Annotated in this window: 14 protein-coding genes; 6 read left to right on the top strand and 8 right to left on the bottom strand. The window is 61.9% G+C overall.

Going from position 1 to position 16,686, the window contains the following annotated elements; genetic code table 11:
• Positions 1–229: 229 nt before the first annotated feature.
• Both E4P32_RS19950 and infA read right to left on the bottom strand, forming a co-directional pair.
• Positions 230–541 (bottom strand): hypothetical protein, encoded by a 312-nt coding sequence (locus E4P32_RS19950; protein WP_233526734.1) that lies wholly within the window; start codon positions 539–541, stop codon positions 230–232.
• 25 nt (positions 542–566) lie between these two features.
• Complete coding sequence (gene infA / locus E4P32_RS19945; protein WP_007881321.1) at positions 567–830, bottom strand: translation initiation factor IF-1; 264 nt, start codon at positions 828–830, stop codon at positions 567–569.
• Positions 831–1,304: 474 nt separating this feature from the next.
• On the opposite strand from infA, the gene E4P32_RS19940 reads away from it, so the two are divergent.
• Both E4P32_RS19940 and E4P32_RS19935 read left to right on the top strand, forming a co-directional pair.
• Positions 1,305–1,559: a DUF1488 family protein gene (locus E4P32_RS19940; protein ID WP_116436011.1), complete on the top strand. Its 255-nt coding sequence runs from the start codon at positions 1,305–1,307 to the stop codon at positions 1,557–1,559.
• Positions 1,560–1,807: 248 nt separating this feature from the next.
• Complete coding sequence (locus E4P32_RS19935) at positions 1,808–4,528, top strand: DbpA RNA binding domain-containing protein (RefSeq protein WP_116436010.1); 2,721 nt, start codon at positions 1,808–1,810, stop codon at positions 4,526–4,528.
• 78 nt (positions 4,529–4,606) lie between these two features.
• Here the strand turns inward: E4P32_RS19935 and E4P32_RS19930 are convergent, their stop codons facing one another.
• The 3 genes from E4P32_RS19930 to E4P32_RS19920 all read right to left on the bottom strand — a co-directional run bounded on the left by E4P32_RS19930 (position 4,607) and on the right by E4P32_RS19920 (position 7,458).
• On the bottom strand, positions 4,607–5,911 hold the full coding sequence (locus E4P32_RS19930) for an LLM class flavin-dependent oxidoreductase (protein ID WP_116436009.1): 1,305 nt from the start codon (positions 5,909–5,911) through the stop codon (positions 4,607–4,609).
• A 9-nt stretch (positions 5,912–5,920) separates the two neighbouring features.
• Complete coding sequence (locus E4P32_RS19925) at positions 5,921–6,904, bottom strand: sulfonate ABC transporter substrate-binding protein (RefSeq protein WP_116436008.1); 984 nt, start codon at positions 6,902–6,904, stop codon at positions 5,921–5,923.
• A 122-nt stretch (positions 6,905–7,026) separates the two neighbouring features.
• Positions 7,027–7,458 carry a hypothetical protein gene (locus E4P32_RS19920; RefSeq protein ID WP_116436007.1) on the bottom strand — a complete coding sequence of 144 codons (432 nt, stop codon included), beginning with the start codon at positions 7,456–7,458 and terminating at the stop codon, positions 7,027–7,029.
• A 142-nt stretch (positions 7,459–7,600) separates the two neighbouring features.
• Between E4P32_RS19920 and E4P32_RS19915 the strand changes: the two genes are divergently transcribed.
• From E4P32_RS19915 to E4P32_RS19900, 4 genes are all read left to right on the top strand, one after another.
• Entirely contained in the window at positions 7,601–7,942 is a 342-nt protein-coding gene (locus E4P32_RS19915; protein WP_116436057.1) for a zinc ribbon domain-containing protein YjdM, read from the top strand.
• A 25-nt stretch (positions 7,943–7,967) separates the two neighbouring features.
• Entirely contained in the window at positions 7,968–9,023 is a 1,056-nt protein-coding gene (locus tag E4P32_RS19910) for an oxidoreductase (RefSeq protein ID WP_116436006.1), read from the top strand.
• Between the two features lie 76 nt (positions 9,024–9,099).
• Positions 9,100–9,645: a chlorite dismutase family protein gene (locus E4P32_RS19905; RefSeq protein WP_116436005.1), complete on the top strand. Its 546-nt coding sequence runs from the start codon at positions 9,100–9,102 to the stop codon at positions 9,643–9,645.
• A gap of 156 nt (positions 9,646–9,801) precedes the next feature.
• The gene (locus E4P32_RS19900) at positions 9,802–11,346 is read left to right on the top strand and encodes a methyl-accepting chemotaxis protein (protein ID WP_116436004.1); all 1,545 of its coding nucleotides are present in this window, start codon (positions 9,802–9,804) and stop codon (positions 11,344–11,346) included.
• Between the two features lie 94 nt (positions 11,347–11,440).
• Here the strand turns inward: E4P32_RS19900 and E4P32_RS19895 are convergent, their stop codons facing one another.
• The 3 genes from E4P32_RS19895 to E4P32_RS19885 form a co-directional block, all read right to left on the bottom strand.
• Entirely contained in the window at positions 11,441–13,165 is a 1,725-nt protein-coding gene (locus E4P32_RS19895; protein WP_116436003.1) for a methyl-accepting chemotaxis protein, read from the bottom strand.
• A gap of 234 nt (positions 13,166–13,399) precedes the next feature.
• Entirely contained in the window at positions 13,400–15,136 is a 1,737-nt protein-coding gene (locus E4P32_RS19890) for a sensor domain-containing diguanylate cyclase (protein WP_116436002.1), read from the bottom strand.
• A 51-nt stretch (positions 15,137–15,187) separates the two neighbouring features.
• Positions 15,188–16,513, bottom strand: a complete 1,326-nt coding sequence (locus E4P32_RS19885) for an extracellular solute-binding protein (protein WP_116436001.1) — start codon at positions 16,511–16,513, stop codon at positions 15,188–15,190.
• Positions 16,514–16,686: the final 173 nt, after the last annotated feature.

Genomic DNA, 16,686 nt, shown 5'->3' with positions numbered 1-16,686 from the left:
CCCGAAGCGCACCCGAGACCAAGAAAGATGTAACCGAAGAGAGTCCGACAGAGGAGGCTCGCAAGCGAGCTCAAGAGAAGAGACCAACAATAACGACGACTTGATGTAAGTGCAAATTTAAATATACAGGTAAACCTGAGGATTACCTAAACATATCGAGATTTAATTCGCGATATGCCTGAGGGTGCAATGGTGCGACGCGTTGCGTTGCTTGAAACTTCTGTAGCGTTCAGCGAAACCCGTAGGTCGGTGCCGGCGTGCGTTGCTGCAACTGAACGATCGCGCGTTGCAGGCGTTCTTCGATGCGTTTGGTGCGCGACGCATTGCCGGACGAGGTGAGTTCCAGGTCGGGAAAATACACGCGCACGGATTTCGCCGCCGTGATCAGGTCGAGCCGATGCGCATGTTCATGCGTGAGGTCGGCGCCGATATCCCAGACGCACTCGACCAGTTCGACTTCCAGCGCAGCCGCCAACGTCATCGCCTTGGCGGAAATCGCCGCAGCGCCATTGCTGCGTTCTAAAGGTGTTGCGGTCGGCATCGCAATCTCGTTACGGACCGAGATATCAGTAGCGACGACGTTGCTGTCCGCCACCGACCGGTCCGCGCTTTTCCAGATGACGGAAAGTGATGCGGCCTTTGCTCAGGTCGTAGGGAGACAGTTCCAGTGTGACTTTGTCGCCGGCCAGGATGCGGATATGGTTCTGGCGCATCTTGCCGGAGGTGTAGGCGATCAGTCGATGGCCGTTTTCCAGGTTCACGCGGAAGCGCGAATCGGGCAGGACTTCTTCGACGAGGCCGTTCATTTCAAGTAGTTCTTCTTTAGCCATGGTGGTTTCCAAATAAGGCGACCGGCAGGCGGCAGCTTGCAACAAGCTGCAACAACATCCGCCGAAGATCGCAGAAAAAAGAGGCCGGTTACCGCCTGAGCGGACCAGTGCGTTTTGCTTTTCGCCCCGGGAGCAGCACCGCGTGCACGTGCAGACATGCGGAGAGACTTGGCGCCGGATGCACAATGTCGCCGGCGGCAGGACTGCTACAGGACGGGCCGCGTGCCGGAAAACAAGTGAAACGAGAGGCTGGCGCGGCCGGAAAGAGTGGAGACTGGCACGCTTTGAAGACGATATGGCAGGCCGGTCCGAAACAGGGCGAAACCGCCCAACGAGCCTCTATTATACATTGTCTGCAGTGAACCCGGCCAATCCCTCCGGAAGCCGCGCCAGCACGGCGTGATCGCCGATTTTGGTTGCTATTCGCCGGACTTACGCGCACTATAGGACGATTGTCCGATAAAAGGAAAAGCCATGTCGCAGTCTGTTACCGAAGTGAAATTGACCAACGCCGGCGTGATTTTTTCTGTATGCGTGGAGTTCGTCAACCGGGAGTGCTTCATCTCCAACGAAGCGCTGAGCAAGCTGGCCTCGCAGATGTTTACAACAATCGGGCCGATGCGCACTTTCCGCGAACTGGAAGCCAACATCACCGGCGTCGCGCGCCGCCTGATCCATGCCGGCGTGCAAGGCTCGCCGCTGCAGCTGACTCCGAACACCTTCCAGTAAATTCCTCCCGGCCGGACGATTTTTAGCGGATTGTCGTCTGATTGTCGTCCAATTCGCCTTTTATTGTCGCCGGGTATTGTTGTCTCTCCGGCAACATCTTCATCCGTCGTCGGTCAAGAAAGCGCCCGTTTTCCGCCACCGGCGCACGTGCTGCTGCAACTTAACATCGCCCAGCGCGTCACAAGCGGGTAAACTGCATCCCCATGCGGCCGCGCCCTGCGGTCCCAAAAAAGAACCAGTGAGTCCTCATGTCCGAAGCCCCCCTTCCCTTGTTTTCCGACCTCAATCTCAGTGAACCGCTGTTGCGCGTACTGAAAGAGCTCGGTTACGAATCGCCGTCGCCGATCCAGGCCGCGACCATCCCCCTGCTGCTGAGCAACCGCGACGTGCTGGGCCAGGCCCAGACCGGCACCGGCAAGACCGCCGCATTTGCGCTGCCGATCCTGTCGCGCATCGATATCCGCCAGACCGTGCCGCAAGCGCTGGTGCTGGCGCCGACGCGCGAACTGGCGATCCAGGTGGCCGAAGCGTTTCAGCGCTACGCCACCCACATCCCCGGTTTCCACGTGTTGCCGATTTACGGCGGCCAGAGCTATGGCCCGCAGCTGAGCGCCTTGCGCCGCGGCGTGCACGTGGTGGTCGGCACCCCCGGCCGCGTGATCGACCATCTGGACAAGGGCTCGCTCGACCTGTCGCAACTGAAGACCATGGTGCTCGACGAAGCCGATGAAATGCTGCGCATGGGTTTCATCGACGACGTCGAATCGATCCTGCAAAAGACCCCGGTTACGCGCCAGACCACGCTGTTCTCGGCCACCATGCCGTCGGCCATCAAGCGCATCGCCCAGACTTACCTGCGCGATCCGGCCGAAGTCACCATCGCCGCCAAGACCGGCACCGCCGACAACATCCGCCAGCGTTACTGGCTGGTCAGCGGCATGCACAAGCTCGACGCGTTGACGCGCATCCTGGAAGTCGAACCGTTTGACGGCCTGATCATTTTTGCGCGCACCAAGCTCGGCACCGAAGAGCTCGCCGGCAAACTGAAGGCGAGGGGGTTTGCCGCCGCCGCCATCAACGGCGACATCCAGCAGCAGCAGCGTGAACGCACCATCCAGCAATTGAAGGACGGCCAGATCGACATCCTGATCGCCACCGACGTCGCCGCCCGCGGCCTCGATGTCGAGCGTATCAGCCACGTCATCAACTACGACGTGCCTTACGATCCGGAAAGCTACACCCACCGCATCGGCCGCACCGGCCGCGCCGGCCGCAGCGGCGAAGCGATCCTGTTCATCACCCCGCGTGAAAAGAACCTGCTCAAGAGCATCGAGCGTTCGACCCGCCAGCCGATCACGCAAATGAACCTGCCGAGCGTGCAGGCCGTCAACGACGTGCGCGTGGCGCGCTTCAAGGAGCTGATCGGTGAAACGCTGGCCGCCGGCGATCTCGACATGTTCCGCTCGCTGATCGAAGACTACGAACGCGAAGAAAACGTCACCGCCGTCGACATCGCCGCTGCGCTGGCCAAGATGGCCCGTGGCGACGTGCCGCTGCTGCTCGACAAGAACCAGCGCGAGCCGGAGTTCGTGCGCAGCGACGACCGTGCACCGCGTGAACGTCCTGATCGTTCGCCGCGTGCCGAGCGTGGCGACCGTCCTGAGCGCGGTGATCGCAATGACCGCAGCGAACGTCCAAGCTACGCTCCCAAAGAGCGCATCGTCCGCGCCGCCGATCCCGGCATGCAGACCTTCCGCATCGAAGTCGGCCATCAGCACGGCGTCAAGCCGGGCAACATCGTCGGCGCCATCGCCAACGAAGCCGGCATGGATTCCAAGCACATCGGCCGCATCGAAATCTATGACGACTACAGCGTCCTCGATCTGCCGGACGACATGCCGCCGGACCTGATCGATCACCTGAAATCAGTGCGCGTGGCCGGCCAGCAATTGCAGATCAGCCGTGACGGCGGCGCCGGCGATGCCGCGCCACGTGCGGAGCGCAGCGAGCGCAAGGAACGTCCTGAACGGACTGAGCGCACTGAGCGTGTTGAACGTACCGAACGCGCCGAGCGTCCTGAACGTACTGAACGCGTGCGCCCGACCAAGGCGGATTTCGCCGCCCACACGACTCAGACTTACCGCATCGAAGTCGGTCATGAACACGGCGTCAAGCCGGGCAACATCGTCGGCGCCATCGCCAACGAAGCCGGCATGGACGCCAAGCACATCGGCCGTATCGAAATCTTCGACAACCACAGCGTGCTCGACCTGCCGGGCGACATGCCCGACGACTTGCTGCAACATCTGAAGAAGGTCTGGGTCGCCGGCCAGCAACTCAAGATCAGTGTCACCGACGAACGTCCGCCGATGCTGCGCGCCGAACGCGGCCCACGTGTTGAACGTGGCGATCGTCCGGAGCGGGGTGAGCGTCCTGAGCGCAGCGACCATGGCGACCGTCACGAACGCGCCGAGTCCGCTCCTGCTCGTGCTTCCGGTGCGGGTCCGGTTGAAGAGCCGCGCAAGACCAAGGGCAAGGAAAAAGGCAAGCCCGAGTTCCAGATGCAGACTTTCCGCATCGAGATCGGTCGCGCCCATGCAGCGACACCGGCGAGCATCGTCAACGCCATCGCCACCGAAGCCGGACTCGAAGCCAAGCACATCGGCCGCATCGACATTCACGACGACCACAGCACATTGGACCTGCCTGCCGGCATGCCCAAGCCATTGCTGCATCAGTTGAAAGTGGTGGAGATTGATGGCCGCAAGATGAACATCAGCATCATCGGCACCGGCACCGAGCATCACGACAAGACCCCGGCGAAGAACGCCACGCCGCCCAAGGTCAACAGCAGCGCGCGTGCCGGTCGTCCCGGCGACAAACGCTCGGACAAGCGCGACAGCCGTGGCCCGGACACCCGCGTGTCCGGCCAGGCCAAACCGCATCGCAAGGGCGGCAAGTCTGAGTAACTCGCAGTAATTGGCATGATGAAATGAAAACGGCGCGAAGTGATTCGCGCCGTTTTTCATTGATGCCGCAAGTTGTCCTCAACGCAGATAGCTGCGCAAGGTATCGCCCTCGTAATCCAATCGGAATTGTCCGCGCCGCTGCAGCTCCGGCACCACCAGATCGACGAAGTCGTCGAAGCCTTCCGGCAGGTGCGCAGGCGTGATCACGAAACCGTCCGCACCTTGCTGCGCCACGATGTGTTCCATCCAGTCGGCAACGTCCGCAGCGGTGCCTGCCACCTGCGGCACCAGCACACCGCTGGCGTACAGCCTGCCGATATCGGCCAGCGTGAGGCGGCCTTCGCTGGACAATTCCTTCACCAGTCCGAACAGGCCCTGCATGCCGGCCACCTGGATATCGTCGATCGGCGCGTCCAGCGCATGCGCCGAAAAATCCACGTTCATGTGGCTCGACAAGGTCGACAGGCCGACGATGGGATCGACCATCGCGTTGTGCTGCGCACGCTTGTCTTCCGCTTCCGCTTTGCTCGTGCCGACGAAGGGCATGAGCGCGGTCAGCACCTTGATGTCGGCGGGTTTGCGGCCGAATTTTTCAGTGCGGCTTTTCAGGTCCTGGTAGAAGCGCTGCATGCGTGCGAGATCGGGCTGGATGCCGAACACCACCTCGGCCCAGCGCGCCGCGAAGTCCTGGCCGCGATGTGATGAACCGGCCTGGATGATCACCGGTCCGCCTTGTGGCGATGCCGGAATGTTGAGCGGGCCGCGCACGTTGAAATGCGTGCCGTGATGATCGATCGCATGCACATGATCCGGGTCGGCGTAGCGGCCGCTGCCGGCTTCCAGCAGCAGCGCCTCTGCATCCCAGCTGCTCCATAACTTGTGCGTGACCTCGAGGAATTCATCGGCGCGGTCGTAGCGTTCGTCATGGCCCAGGGTTTCACGCAGGCCGAAGTTGTCGGCCTCGCCCTGGTTGACCGAGGTCACCACATTCCACGCCGCGCGTCCCGCCGACAGATGGTCCAGCGTGGAGAATTCCCGCGCCAGGCTGTACGGTTGCGAGTAAGTGGTCGAGCGCGTCGCGCCGAGCCCGATGTGCGAGGTGACTGCGGCAATCGCACCCAGCACCGGCAGCGGATCCATGCGCGTCGCATCCTGGTCGCCATGCGCCACGCCGTAGCGATGGCTGCCACCGAAGCGCGTCGACACCGCCAGCCGGTCGGCGAAAAACAGCAGGTCGAACTTGCCGCGTTCCAGCGTCTGCGCAATGCGCTTGTAGTAGTCCAGCGTCAGGAATCCACCCGGTGTGCTGCGCGGATGGCGCCACAGCACCTGGCTGTGGGCCGCATTACCGGCGATCAGGAAGGCCGCGAGATGTATCGTCATGACGCGTTCTTACAGCAAGGCTTCGCCGTAGACCTTGTCCTTGACCTGCACCTGATTCTTGATCAGGCCGAGCTTGTAGAAGGCTTCGACGATTTGCTGTTGTTCCTGGATGATGCCGGCGTCGATCGGCACCGTGGTGTAGTTGCGGCGCTCGGTCGCCAGGCGCAGCACCTTGGGATCGACGCCCAGTTGCGGCGCCAGCAGGTCGGCGGTTTCCTGCGGATGGGCCTGGGTCCAGTTGTTGGTTTTCTTCAGTTCGGCGAACAGGATGCGGATGATGTTCTTGTTCTGGTCGACGAACTTCGGCGTGGCCAGGTGGAAGGTGCGGTTGTTCGACAAGCCGGCGCCGTCGCGCAGGATGCGCGGGCGCGTCGAGATTTCCTGGCCGGCCAGGAACGGATCCCACAAGCCGGCCGCGTCGACGTTGCCCGACTGGAAAGTCGCCCGCACGTCGGCGGCGTTGGACAGATACACCGGCACGATGTCGTTGTAGCTGAGACCAACTTCTTCGAGCGCGCGCACCAGCAGATATTGCACGTTCCAGCCGCGACCCAGCGCGACCTTCTTGCCCTTCAGTTCCTTGATCGAACGGATAGGCGAATCCTGCGCGACAAAGATGCCGATGCCTTTCGGATACGGTTGTTCGGCGGCCAGATACACCGCGTTCACGCCGGAAGCATTGGCGAACACCGACGGCGTGTCGGCCGCGTGGCCGAAGTCGATGGCGTCGGCGTTGAGCGCTTCGGTCAACTGCGGCCCGGCCGCGAACTCGAACCACTTCACCTTCCAGCCCAGCGGCGCCAGCGCTTTTTCCAGGTTGCCGGTGCCCTTGAGGATATTGAGTGTGTTGAATTTTTGATAGCCGATGCGCAGCGTGCGTTCTTCGGCGGCATTGCTCCAGCCGGCCGCGCCGACCAGTGCGGCAGCCGCGGCGCCCTGCAATACCAGGCGGCGTTTGTTCGACGTTGTGGATGTGGTGGATGTTGTTGTCATGTCCGGCCCCGGAAAAATTATCAAGGGATCAAGACTAAACAAAGCGACGTTTTAGCAGAACGAATGCTTTCGATGATGCTTACGCGATTTCTGAATATATCGGCGCGATGGAAGTACCAGGATCAGGCGCCGCCCAGCAGATCGTGGGCATTGAGGATGGCGAAGGCGATGTCGGGATTGCTTTCCAGGCACTTGCGGATTGCCGCCGGCACCGCCTGGCGGGTTTTCTTGCACAGGCCCGGACGTTCTTCCAGCAGGATCAGGAAACCGCGCACGGTGCGCACCTCGCGCGGACTCGGCGCAATGCGCAAGACCACGCCGAGCTGTTTGTAAAGCAGTCCGGTCACGTGCTGCAAATCGTCGTAGCTGGAAATCTGCTCGATGCGTTCGAGCAGTCTGCGCTCCTGTTCCTGCGTCAGCATCAGCACGCGCACGTCGGTGTCGGGGTTTGCTGCGGCACTGTCGAGCAGGCTCTCGCGATCGCACACACAGGCGCCCGGAGGACACTCCTTGCGCAAGGTATGGACGGGAATACCGGAAAGCGACTGCAGCATGCCAACTCCTGCTAGAAAGTCATTCAACGACAATGGCTAGTATAGCGGTTGGAGGACATGGTTGGCGTCGATGTGCGGGCGGTATACTGCGCACCTGGCGACACGCATCCGGCGTGTCCGCCGCATCGTCACGAAAGTCATCATGAGCACCTTGCCACCTTGTCCCCAATGCCAGTCCGAATTCACCTACGAAGACGGCGCCTTGTACGTCTGTCCCGAATGCGCCCATGAATGGTCCATCAAGCCGGCCGAAGCCGCGGAAGACAGCAGCAAGGTCTGGCGCGATGCCGCCGGCAACATCCTGCAGGACGGCGACACCGTGACCGTGATCAAGGATCTCAAGCTCAAGGGCGGCGGCGGTGTGGTCAAGATCGGCACCAAGGTCAAGAACATCCGCCTGGTCGACGGCGACCACGACATCGATTGCAAGATCGACGGTTTCGGCCAGATGGGTCTGAAGACCGAGTTCGTCAAAAAAGTCTGAAGCGCACAGCACGAGGAGCGATTCCATGTCAGGGAAATTGAAACTGGGTTTGCTGGGCTACGGCTTTGCCGGCGCCACCTTCCACGCGCCGGTGATCGCCCGCAGCGGGCGCACCGAACTCGCCGTGATCGCCACGTCGCAGGCCGGGCGCGCCCGCGCCGATTATCCCGATGCGGAGAGTGTCGACATCGTGCCGGATTTCGACGCCTTGATCGCGCGTGACGACATCGCCTGCATCGTCATCGCCACGCCCAACGACACCCATTTCGCGTTGGCGCACCGTGCGCTGGAAGCGGGCAAGCATGTCGTGGTCGACAAGCCGGTCACCTTGTCCGCCGCCGACGCGCACGCACTGGCGCGGCTGGCGGTGCAGCGTGGCCTGCTATTTGCACCGTTCCACAATCGTCGCTGGGATGGCGACTTCATGACGCTGCGCGCGCTGATCGCCGACGGCGGGCTCGGCCGCGTGACGCATTTCGAATCGCACTTCGATCGCTTCCGTCCGGTCATTCCGAAACGCTGGCGCGAAGAAGCGGCGCACGGCGGCGGCCTGCTGTTCGACCTCGGCCCGCATCTGATCGACCAGGCGTTGGCCTTGTTCGGTGCGCCGCAGTCGTTGTCAGCCACCGTGCGACAGCAGCGCGACAACGCGCAGGTGCCGGACTACGTCCATCTGCAATTGCAATACGCCGACAAGGAAGTGGTGCTGCACGCCAGCGCGCTGAGCGCCTTGCCGCCGCCGCGCTTTACCGTGCACGGCACGCGCGGCAGTTACCTGATCAACGGCCTCGACGTGCAGGAAGATCAACTGAAGGCAGGCTTGCGTCCCGGCGACGCCGGCTTCGGCAAGAATCCTCCGGGATGGTTGAGGCAAGTCGACGGCGATCAGGACAGGCAAGGTGAGCACGCCACGCTGGACGGCGACTACGCCGGCTTCTACCGCGCGCTGGCCGACACGCTGCTGGACGGCAAGGCCTTCCCGGTGCCGGCGCAGGACGCGGTCGACGTCATGACCATCATCGACATGGCGCTGCGCAGCGATGCCGAAGGAGTGCGTGTGCCTTTCACGCGCCTGACATAGCGATTTGCTTCCCTTGTAAGAAACGCCGTCGCCGCGCGACCAAGCTGCATATAACAACGCAACAAGGGAGCCGGAAATGAACGAACGCCTGTGGACGTTCTCGGGCGGTGTGCAGGGTGTATGGCACATCACCGCAATACACGCCGTCAAGGGCGCGACGCTACCGTCGGCGACGCACCTGGCCATCGCCAACGGCGAGCCGGCCGCAGCAGGCATTTGGACCTTGCAAGGCGTCACCAGCAATGAGCGCTATACCGAACACGCCGAAAAGCAGCGCCTGCTTGCCGTTCAGCAAGGCCTGAATCGTCCCGGCTCGACTTGCGCCGCCTTGATTCCCATCCGCAAGAGCGCCGCCTGGTGGGCCCTGACCCAACAGGAGCGGCGCGACATCCTTGAAACTCGCTCGCGCCACATCGAGATCGGCCTGCGCTACCTGCCGCCGATTGCACGCCGCCTGCACCATTGCCGCGACTTGGCCGAGGCGCAGCCCTTCGATTTCCTCACCTGGTTCGAGTTTACGCCGGCCGATGCGGCCGCCTTTGACGAGCTGCTGGCGGCGCTGCGCGCCACGCCCGAATGGGACTATGTCGAGCGCGAAGTCGAGGTGCGCGTGGAGCGCTGAACGGACCGTCTTGCATGCTGCTGCGCAGCAGTGTTGCTTTCGCCCAAACTTGTGTTTGCCATCGCGAAAAAACGCGGTAACCTGCATCAGAGCCCGGACCAGAACCGGCGCCAGGGAAATATAAACACAACGACAGTACGCGGGGACGCAACCATCATGAAACAACTTTCCAACATGCGGATTTCCAGCCGCCTGATTTTCGGTTTTGCCATCGTTCTCATCCTGGCGACCATTTCCACTTCGATGGGATTGATCAATGCCAGGCGCAATGCAGAAGCCACCAGCGCCATGATGGAATTGCCGCTGGCCAAGGAAAGGCTGGTCGCGGACTGGTTCGTGCTGACGTATTCGGCGATCGTGCGTACTTCGATGATCGCGCGCAGTTCTGACGCCAATCTGGCAGATACCTTCAAGGAAGCGATCGCCGCCAGCGTCGTGTCCGGCAGCGGCATCATCAAGAAGATCGAACCGCTCCTGAGTTCGGAGGACGAGAAGGCCCTGTTCAAGGAAATCATCGCCGCCCGCAACAAATACCAGGCCGCCAAGGAACTGGTGATGAATACGCGCAAGACCGGTGACGGCGCCGCCGCCGAGAAAGCCTACAAGGAGGTGTTCGAGCCGGCGTCCAAGGCCTATGCGGACAAGGTCAATGCGCTGTTGGCGACGCAGCGCAAAGCCATCGACCAGATGGCCGTCGACATCAACCGCTCCAGCACGCGCGGCATGCAACTGATGATGGCGCTGGGTGTGCTGCTGGTGCTCATCAGCGTGGTCGCGGTGCTGATCATTTCGCGCAGCATCACGACGCCGTTGAAGCGTGCTCTGGAGGTCGCCAAGATGGTGGCCGCCGGCGACCTGACCGCCAACATCCAGACGCAGGGCAAGGACGAAATCGCCGAACTGATGCAGGCGCTCGACGACATGAATACCGGGCTGCGCAAGATCGTCTCGGAAGTGCAGATCGGCACCGATTCGATTTCCACTGCAGCCAACGAAATCGCTTCCGGCAACTTCGACCTGTCGTCGCGCACCGAACAGCAGGCCGGCTCGCTGGAAGAAACCGCTGCCTCGATCGAACAGCTCACCTCCACCGTCAAGCAGAACGCCGAGAACGCGCGCCAGGCCAACCAACTGGCGCAGAACGCTTCCGACGTCGCGGTCAAGGGCAGCGGCGTGGTGTCGCAAGTCGTGGACACCATGGGCGCCATCAACGAGTCCTCGAACAAGATCGTCGACATCATCAGCGTGATCGACGGTATCGCCTTCCAGACCAACATCCTCGCTTTGAATGCGGCGGTGGAAGCGGCGCGTGCCGGCGAACAGGGCCGCGGCTTCGCGGTGGTCGCCTCGGAAGTGCGCAGCCTGGCGCAACGCTCGGCGGCCGCCGCCAAGGAGATCAAGGAACTGATCGGTGATTCCGTGGAAAAAGTCGGTTCCGGCAGCAAGCTGGTGGAGCAGGCCGGCGCGACCATGAGCGAGATGGTCGAAAGCGTCAAGCGCGTGACCGCCATCATGAGCGAGATCGCCACCGCCAGCCAGGAACAAAGCCAGGGCATCGAACAGATCAACCAGGCCGTCACCGAAATGGACAACACCACGCAGCAGAACGCCGCGCTGGTGGAGCAAGCCTCGGCGACGTCGGAACTGTTGCAGACGCAGGCCGGCAAGCTGGCGGAAGCTGGGCGGCACTTCAAACTGTAAGCGACTGCAAGAAATAAAAAAAAGGGCGCCCGATGCAAGTCGGGCGCCCTTTTTTGTTTAGCGCGGCGTCATGACCGCACGCGCTCGCCGCGTATCAGAATGTTTCCCAGTCGTCGGCGTTTTCCTTGGCCGGCGCCTGCCGCGGCTGCGGCGCGGCGATGGCGCGGGTCTTTGGCGCATTGCTGCCTGCCGGCGCCGGTTTCGCGGTGGCGATGACCGGCCGCTGTGGCGTGATGTTACGCATCGCCGCCGCCGGCTTCGGCGCAGCCATTACCTGGTTGTCGTCGAGCTTGAATACGCTCACCACCTGCGCCAGCTTTGCCGCTTGTTCCTGCAGCGAACCGGCTGCCGCAGCCGCTTCTTCCACCAGCGCCGCATTCTGTTGCGTGACCTGATCCATCTGCGTGATGGCGTGGTTGACTTCGCCGATGCCAGTGCTTTGTTCCTGTGTGGCGGCGCTGATCTCGGCGACGATGTCGCTCACGCGCTTGACGCTGCTGACCACCTCGGTCATGGTCTTGCCGGCTTGTTCCACCAGCCGCGTGCCCGAGCCGACCTTGTCGACCGAGTCGTCGATGAGCGATTTGATTTCCTTGGCGGCCGAGGCCGAGCGTTGCGCCAGACTGCGTACTTCGCTTGCCACCACCGCAAAGCCGCGGCCCTGTTCGCCGGCACGCGCCGCTTCCACCGCCGCATTCAATGCGAGGATGTTGGTCTGGAACGCGATGCCGTCGATCACGCTGATGATGTCGACGATGCGGCGCGACGATTCGTTGATGGCGCCCATGGTGTCGACCACCTGGCCGACCACGGCACCGCCTTCGATGGCGACGTTGGAGGCGGTCAGCGCCAGTTGATTCGCCTCCCGCGCATTGTCGGCGTTCTGCTTCACGGTCGACGCCAGTTGTTCGATGGCCGAGGCGGTTTCTTCCAGCGAGCCGGCCTGCTGTTCGGTGCGCGACGACAGGTCGAGATTGCCGGTGGCGATTTCGGCGGACGCTGTGGCGATGGTGTCGGCGCCGCTGCGAACTTCGCGCACGGTCTTGAGCAAGTTCTGCGACATGTCGTGCAAGCCCTGCAGCAACTGTCCGATTTCATCCTTGCGATCAACCACGACGTGCGTGCTGAGGTCACCGGCGGCGACCGCAGACGTAGCCTGCACCGCGCGGCGCAGCGGTCGCGTGATGCCGTCGGACAGACGCCACGAGGCAATGATGCCGACCAGCAGCGCCAGTACGCCCACCGCAATCAGGATCGTGCGGCCCGAACGGTATTGCTCGTCGACGATCGCCGCGTTGCGGTTGATGACGTCGCGCTGATGCGTCGCCACGGCATTTACGCGCGCAGAGTATTCCTTCATCGCGGGGATCAGTTCGCCCTCGAGTGCGCTCAGCGCCGCCGCTTCGTCGCCGCTCTCCTTGATCTTGATGACCTTGTTGCGCAGGTCGTTGTAGACCTTGCGTTGCGCCAGCAGTGCGTCGAACAGCTTGCGTCCTTCATCCGACTTGATCAGTTCGTCGAGTTGCTTCTGAACGGAGCTGGTGCGATCGACCGTGCCGGCCATCTGGTCCTTGAAGAACTTCTGGTGATCGGCGTTGTTGCTCTTGATGACCGCAATCGTGCGTACGCCGTTGGCGTCGATGTTGGCAGCCCATTCGGATGCCAGCCGTTCTTTCTGCAGGTCCAGCGCGATCATGGTGGCGGTGCGGCCGCCGATGTCCTGCAGTCGCCATACACCGATGATCGTCATCAGCACCAGCAGTGACAACACCAATGCAAAACCCAGGCCCAGGCGCGAGCCGATGCGCATATTTTTCATTTGATCTTCTTTCGTCTCAATATTGTTTTTTGTGCAACCTGCGCATGGGAGAGGGCAGGACCAGCCCTGCATGGTAGTCCGCCGAGGCACTCAGCGATCCGGGGAAAAGGCCGGGAAATGGTCGTCAGTTACGGACCTTTACACATGGTCCGACAGCGTCGCATTGCAGCAAAGTTGTCTGCTTGATCACGCCGGATCAGGCTCGATCAAGTCACGCCACGACGCGGCCGCAGATCATCCGGCCGCACCTGGCTGATCGCTCAGCGTCACGCGATTGCGGCCGAGCGCCTTGGCCTGATAGAGCGCGACATCGGCCAGCCGCAGCAGCGTATCGGTGCTCATGTTCTCGTCGACCTGCACGGCAGTAACGCCGATGCTGCAGGTGACGCTGCCGAAGGGAGAGTCCTCATGCGGGATCTGCAATGCGGCAACCGCATTGCGAATATTTTCTGCGAGCAGCAGCGCATTGGCGCTGTCGCTTTCAGCCACGATCACCGCGAACTCTTCACCGCCGTAACGCGCCGCCAGATCGGTGGCGCGGCGCGAGCTGGTGCGCAGCACGCGCGCGATGGTGCGCAGGCAATCATCGCCGGCCAGGTGGCCGTAGCGATCGTTGTAATTCTTGAAATAATCGACGTCGAGCATCATCAGCGCCAGCGGTTTCTGCGAGCGCACCGCGCGCCGCAACTCGGCGCTGAGTGCTTCGTCGAACCGGCGCCGGTTGGCGATGCCGGTCAGGCTGTCGGTGGCGCTGAGGGCTTCCAGCTGATGGTTGGCCTGCTCCAGTTCGCGCGTGCGTTCGGCCACCAGTTCTTCCAGCCGTTCATTGTGCTGATGCACCTTGCTGGCCATGTCGTTGAAGCGCTGCGACAACTCCGCGATTTCATCCTTGCCTTCGTAATCCATGCGGATCAGATAGTTGCCGGTGCGGGTGGCCTTCATCACACCGACCAGCTGCTTGAGCGGCAGCGAAATGCTGCGCGCGATGATGAACGACAGCACCAGCGCCAGGATGAAACACAGCACGCCGATGACGATGATCTTGTTGCGGATCGAGCGCACTTCGGTATTGAGCGCATTGAGCGGCGTGATGTTGACCACCATCCAGTTGGTGTGCGGCACCGGGGCAAAAGCGGCGAGCTGCTTCTTGTTGTCACCGTCGCGGTAAGACACGAAATTGTCGCGCTGTTCCGCCACGCTGCGCGCGATCGCGGCGACCAGGCCCGACTCCGGCGCATTGTCGCCGGCGGCGTAGGCCGCGTTGGCAGCGTTGGCGCTCACGATGACGTGGCCGTCGCGGGCGTCGATCACCAGCATGCGCGAGCCGTAGCCGAGGTTGACCGATTCGAAGATGCGCGAGAAGTGCAGCGGCCGCAGGCCGACGAACAGCGTGCCGGCGACGCGATTGTTTCCCTTGAACAGGATGTCGCGCAGCATCACCACGCTCTTCTGTCCGGTGGCGGTGCTGTAGACGTCCCAGTAGGGACGGCCCTTCATGTCGGGCGCATCTTCGGCGAAACGCGCCACGCCGTCGCCGAGCTGGGCGAATACCTGCGGATCCATGATGCGATGACGGCGGTCGAGTACGTATTTCTGGTTGACGTATTCGAAGGAGCCGTAGTTCTCCAGCAGCAGGCGAATGATGTCGGCGTGGCCGGCGGCGCGTTCGGAAGGGTTCTTGCTGTAGTAGGCGGCCAGCGCATGCTGCATGCGTTCGGACATCGCCAGTTCTTCGCTCGAGGATTCGATCTTCTCGATCTGCTGGAGCATGTTCTGCGCCACCTGCTTGACCACTTCGCCGGCGAAGATGCGGACCTTTTCCTGCGAGGCGTTGCTCGATTCGCGATACGCGACGATACCGGCGATCAGCAGCGGCAGCATCGACACCAGCAAAAAGGAATTGATCAACCGGTAGCGGATCTCGATCCGGCGCAACAGCTTGAGCGACAGCAGGTCGAGCATCTTCTTCATGCGGCGATGTCCTTGCTGCGTTGGTCGGGAGCGGGCGCGTGGATCATGACTTTATTTGTTCTCCGTGCGCGCTTCATGGCGGACCGATCTGTCGAGTGTCAGGGCGGCCTGGCGCGGCGAGATCTGGCCGAACAAGACTTCTTGCAGCAGTGGATGCAGCAAGTCGATGGTGTTGGTCGGCAGGTAGGAGTAATAGAGCGGCGCCGTCAGCGGCGCCTGCGTCACCTGCCGGATGTAGTCGACGATCTGCGGGTCGCTCACCACCTTGCCGCTGACCTGCTTGAGCGGCGGGATATTCTGGCGCTTGTTCTGCTGGATCGCAAAGCCCTCGCCGTAGATGAATTCGAGAAACTGCAGCGCCGCCTTCTTGTTGCGCGTGTCGCAGACGGCGAAGCCGGTCTCGCTGCCGACTACCGGCACCACGGTTTTGCCGCGCGCATTCCAGGGCGGCACGAACACGCCGGCGCTGAAATCCTTGCCATGCATCAGCGCGCCCGACGACCATGTCCCCTGGAACGCCATCGCCGCCTTGCCGTCGGCGAACAGCTGTATGCCTTCGTCGTAACTGGTGTTCATGTAGCCGCGCTGCAGGTAACCCTTGTCGGCGATCAGCTTGATTTTGGAAAAGATGTCGACGGCGTCGCCGTTGCGGAGGTCGAGGCTGCCGTCGGCGATGCGCTGCTTCCAGTCGTGTGGGTGGCGCGCCGCCACGTTGTTGGCGAAGCCGAAACTGAACGGCCCGTTGGCCAGCGTATTGGGGAAGGCGCCGGTCCAGACCATCGGCGTGAAGCCGGCTTTCTTGAGCGCGGCGCAGGCCGCCAGGAATTCCTCGAAGTTGGTCGGCGGCGCAGCGATGCCGGCGCGCTTGAACATCTCCTTGTTGTAATAGATCAGCGTCGCCGCGACGCCGCCGGAAATGCCGAAGCGCTTGCCATGCCGGCTGGTCCAGTCGGGCTTGAGCGACTCCAGCATGTTGTCCCACGCTGCGGTCTCTCCGAGCTCGGCCAATACGCCCTGTTCAGCCAGCTCGGCGCTGTAGGCGTTGGGATTGACCGACACCAGGTCGGGCAGGTTATGGGTGGCGACTTTGGGTTTGAGATTTTCTTCGACCGAATTGCCGATCATGAATTGCACGTCGACACTGATGTCCGGATGCGCGTGATGGAACGCGTCGGCGATGCGGTGCATTTCATCGGGCCAGTCGGGCGCCCAGACCAGCGCGGTGATTTGCGTTTGCGCAAATGAAGTCTGGTCGGCAGCATCGTTGTCGGCATCCTGTCCGCACGCCGCCAGCAGGCACAACAGGAAAGCGGCAAGCAACCGGGAGGCAGGGGAAACAGCCCACGCTGCGATTCTTTTTATTCTTCCCTCACCCATGAATCTTCCTGAACGCTTCCCCGAAATTGACAACTTAAACATTCTAAGTAGTATGAAAATGTCGGCCAAATTTGCCATTTCTTGACGGCATTTCATCGAATTATTGTTTGCAATGAGTGTGACATCTTTTTCATAAATTGCTGAACGAATGTTGAGCGATCATCAAAAAAAAG

The organism is Herbaspirillum sp. 3R11 (assembly GCF_004563925.1).
Taxonomy (GTDB): Bacteria; Pseudomonadota; Gammaproteobacteria; order Burkholderiales; family Burkholderiaceae_D; genus Herbaspirillum.
The sequence above is the reverse complement of the archived record's forward strand: the minus strand, read 5'-3'. Positions and strand labels throughout refer to the sequence as shown.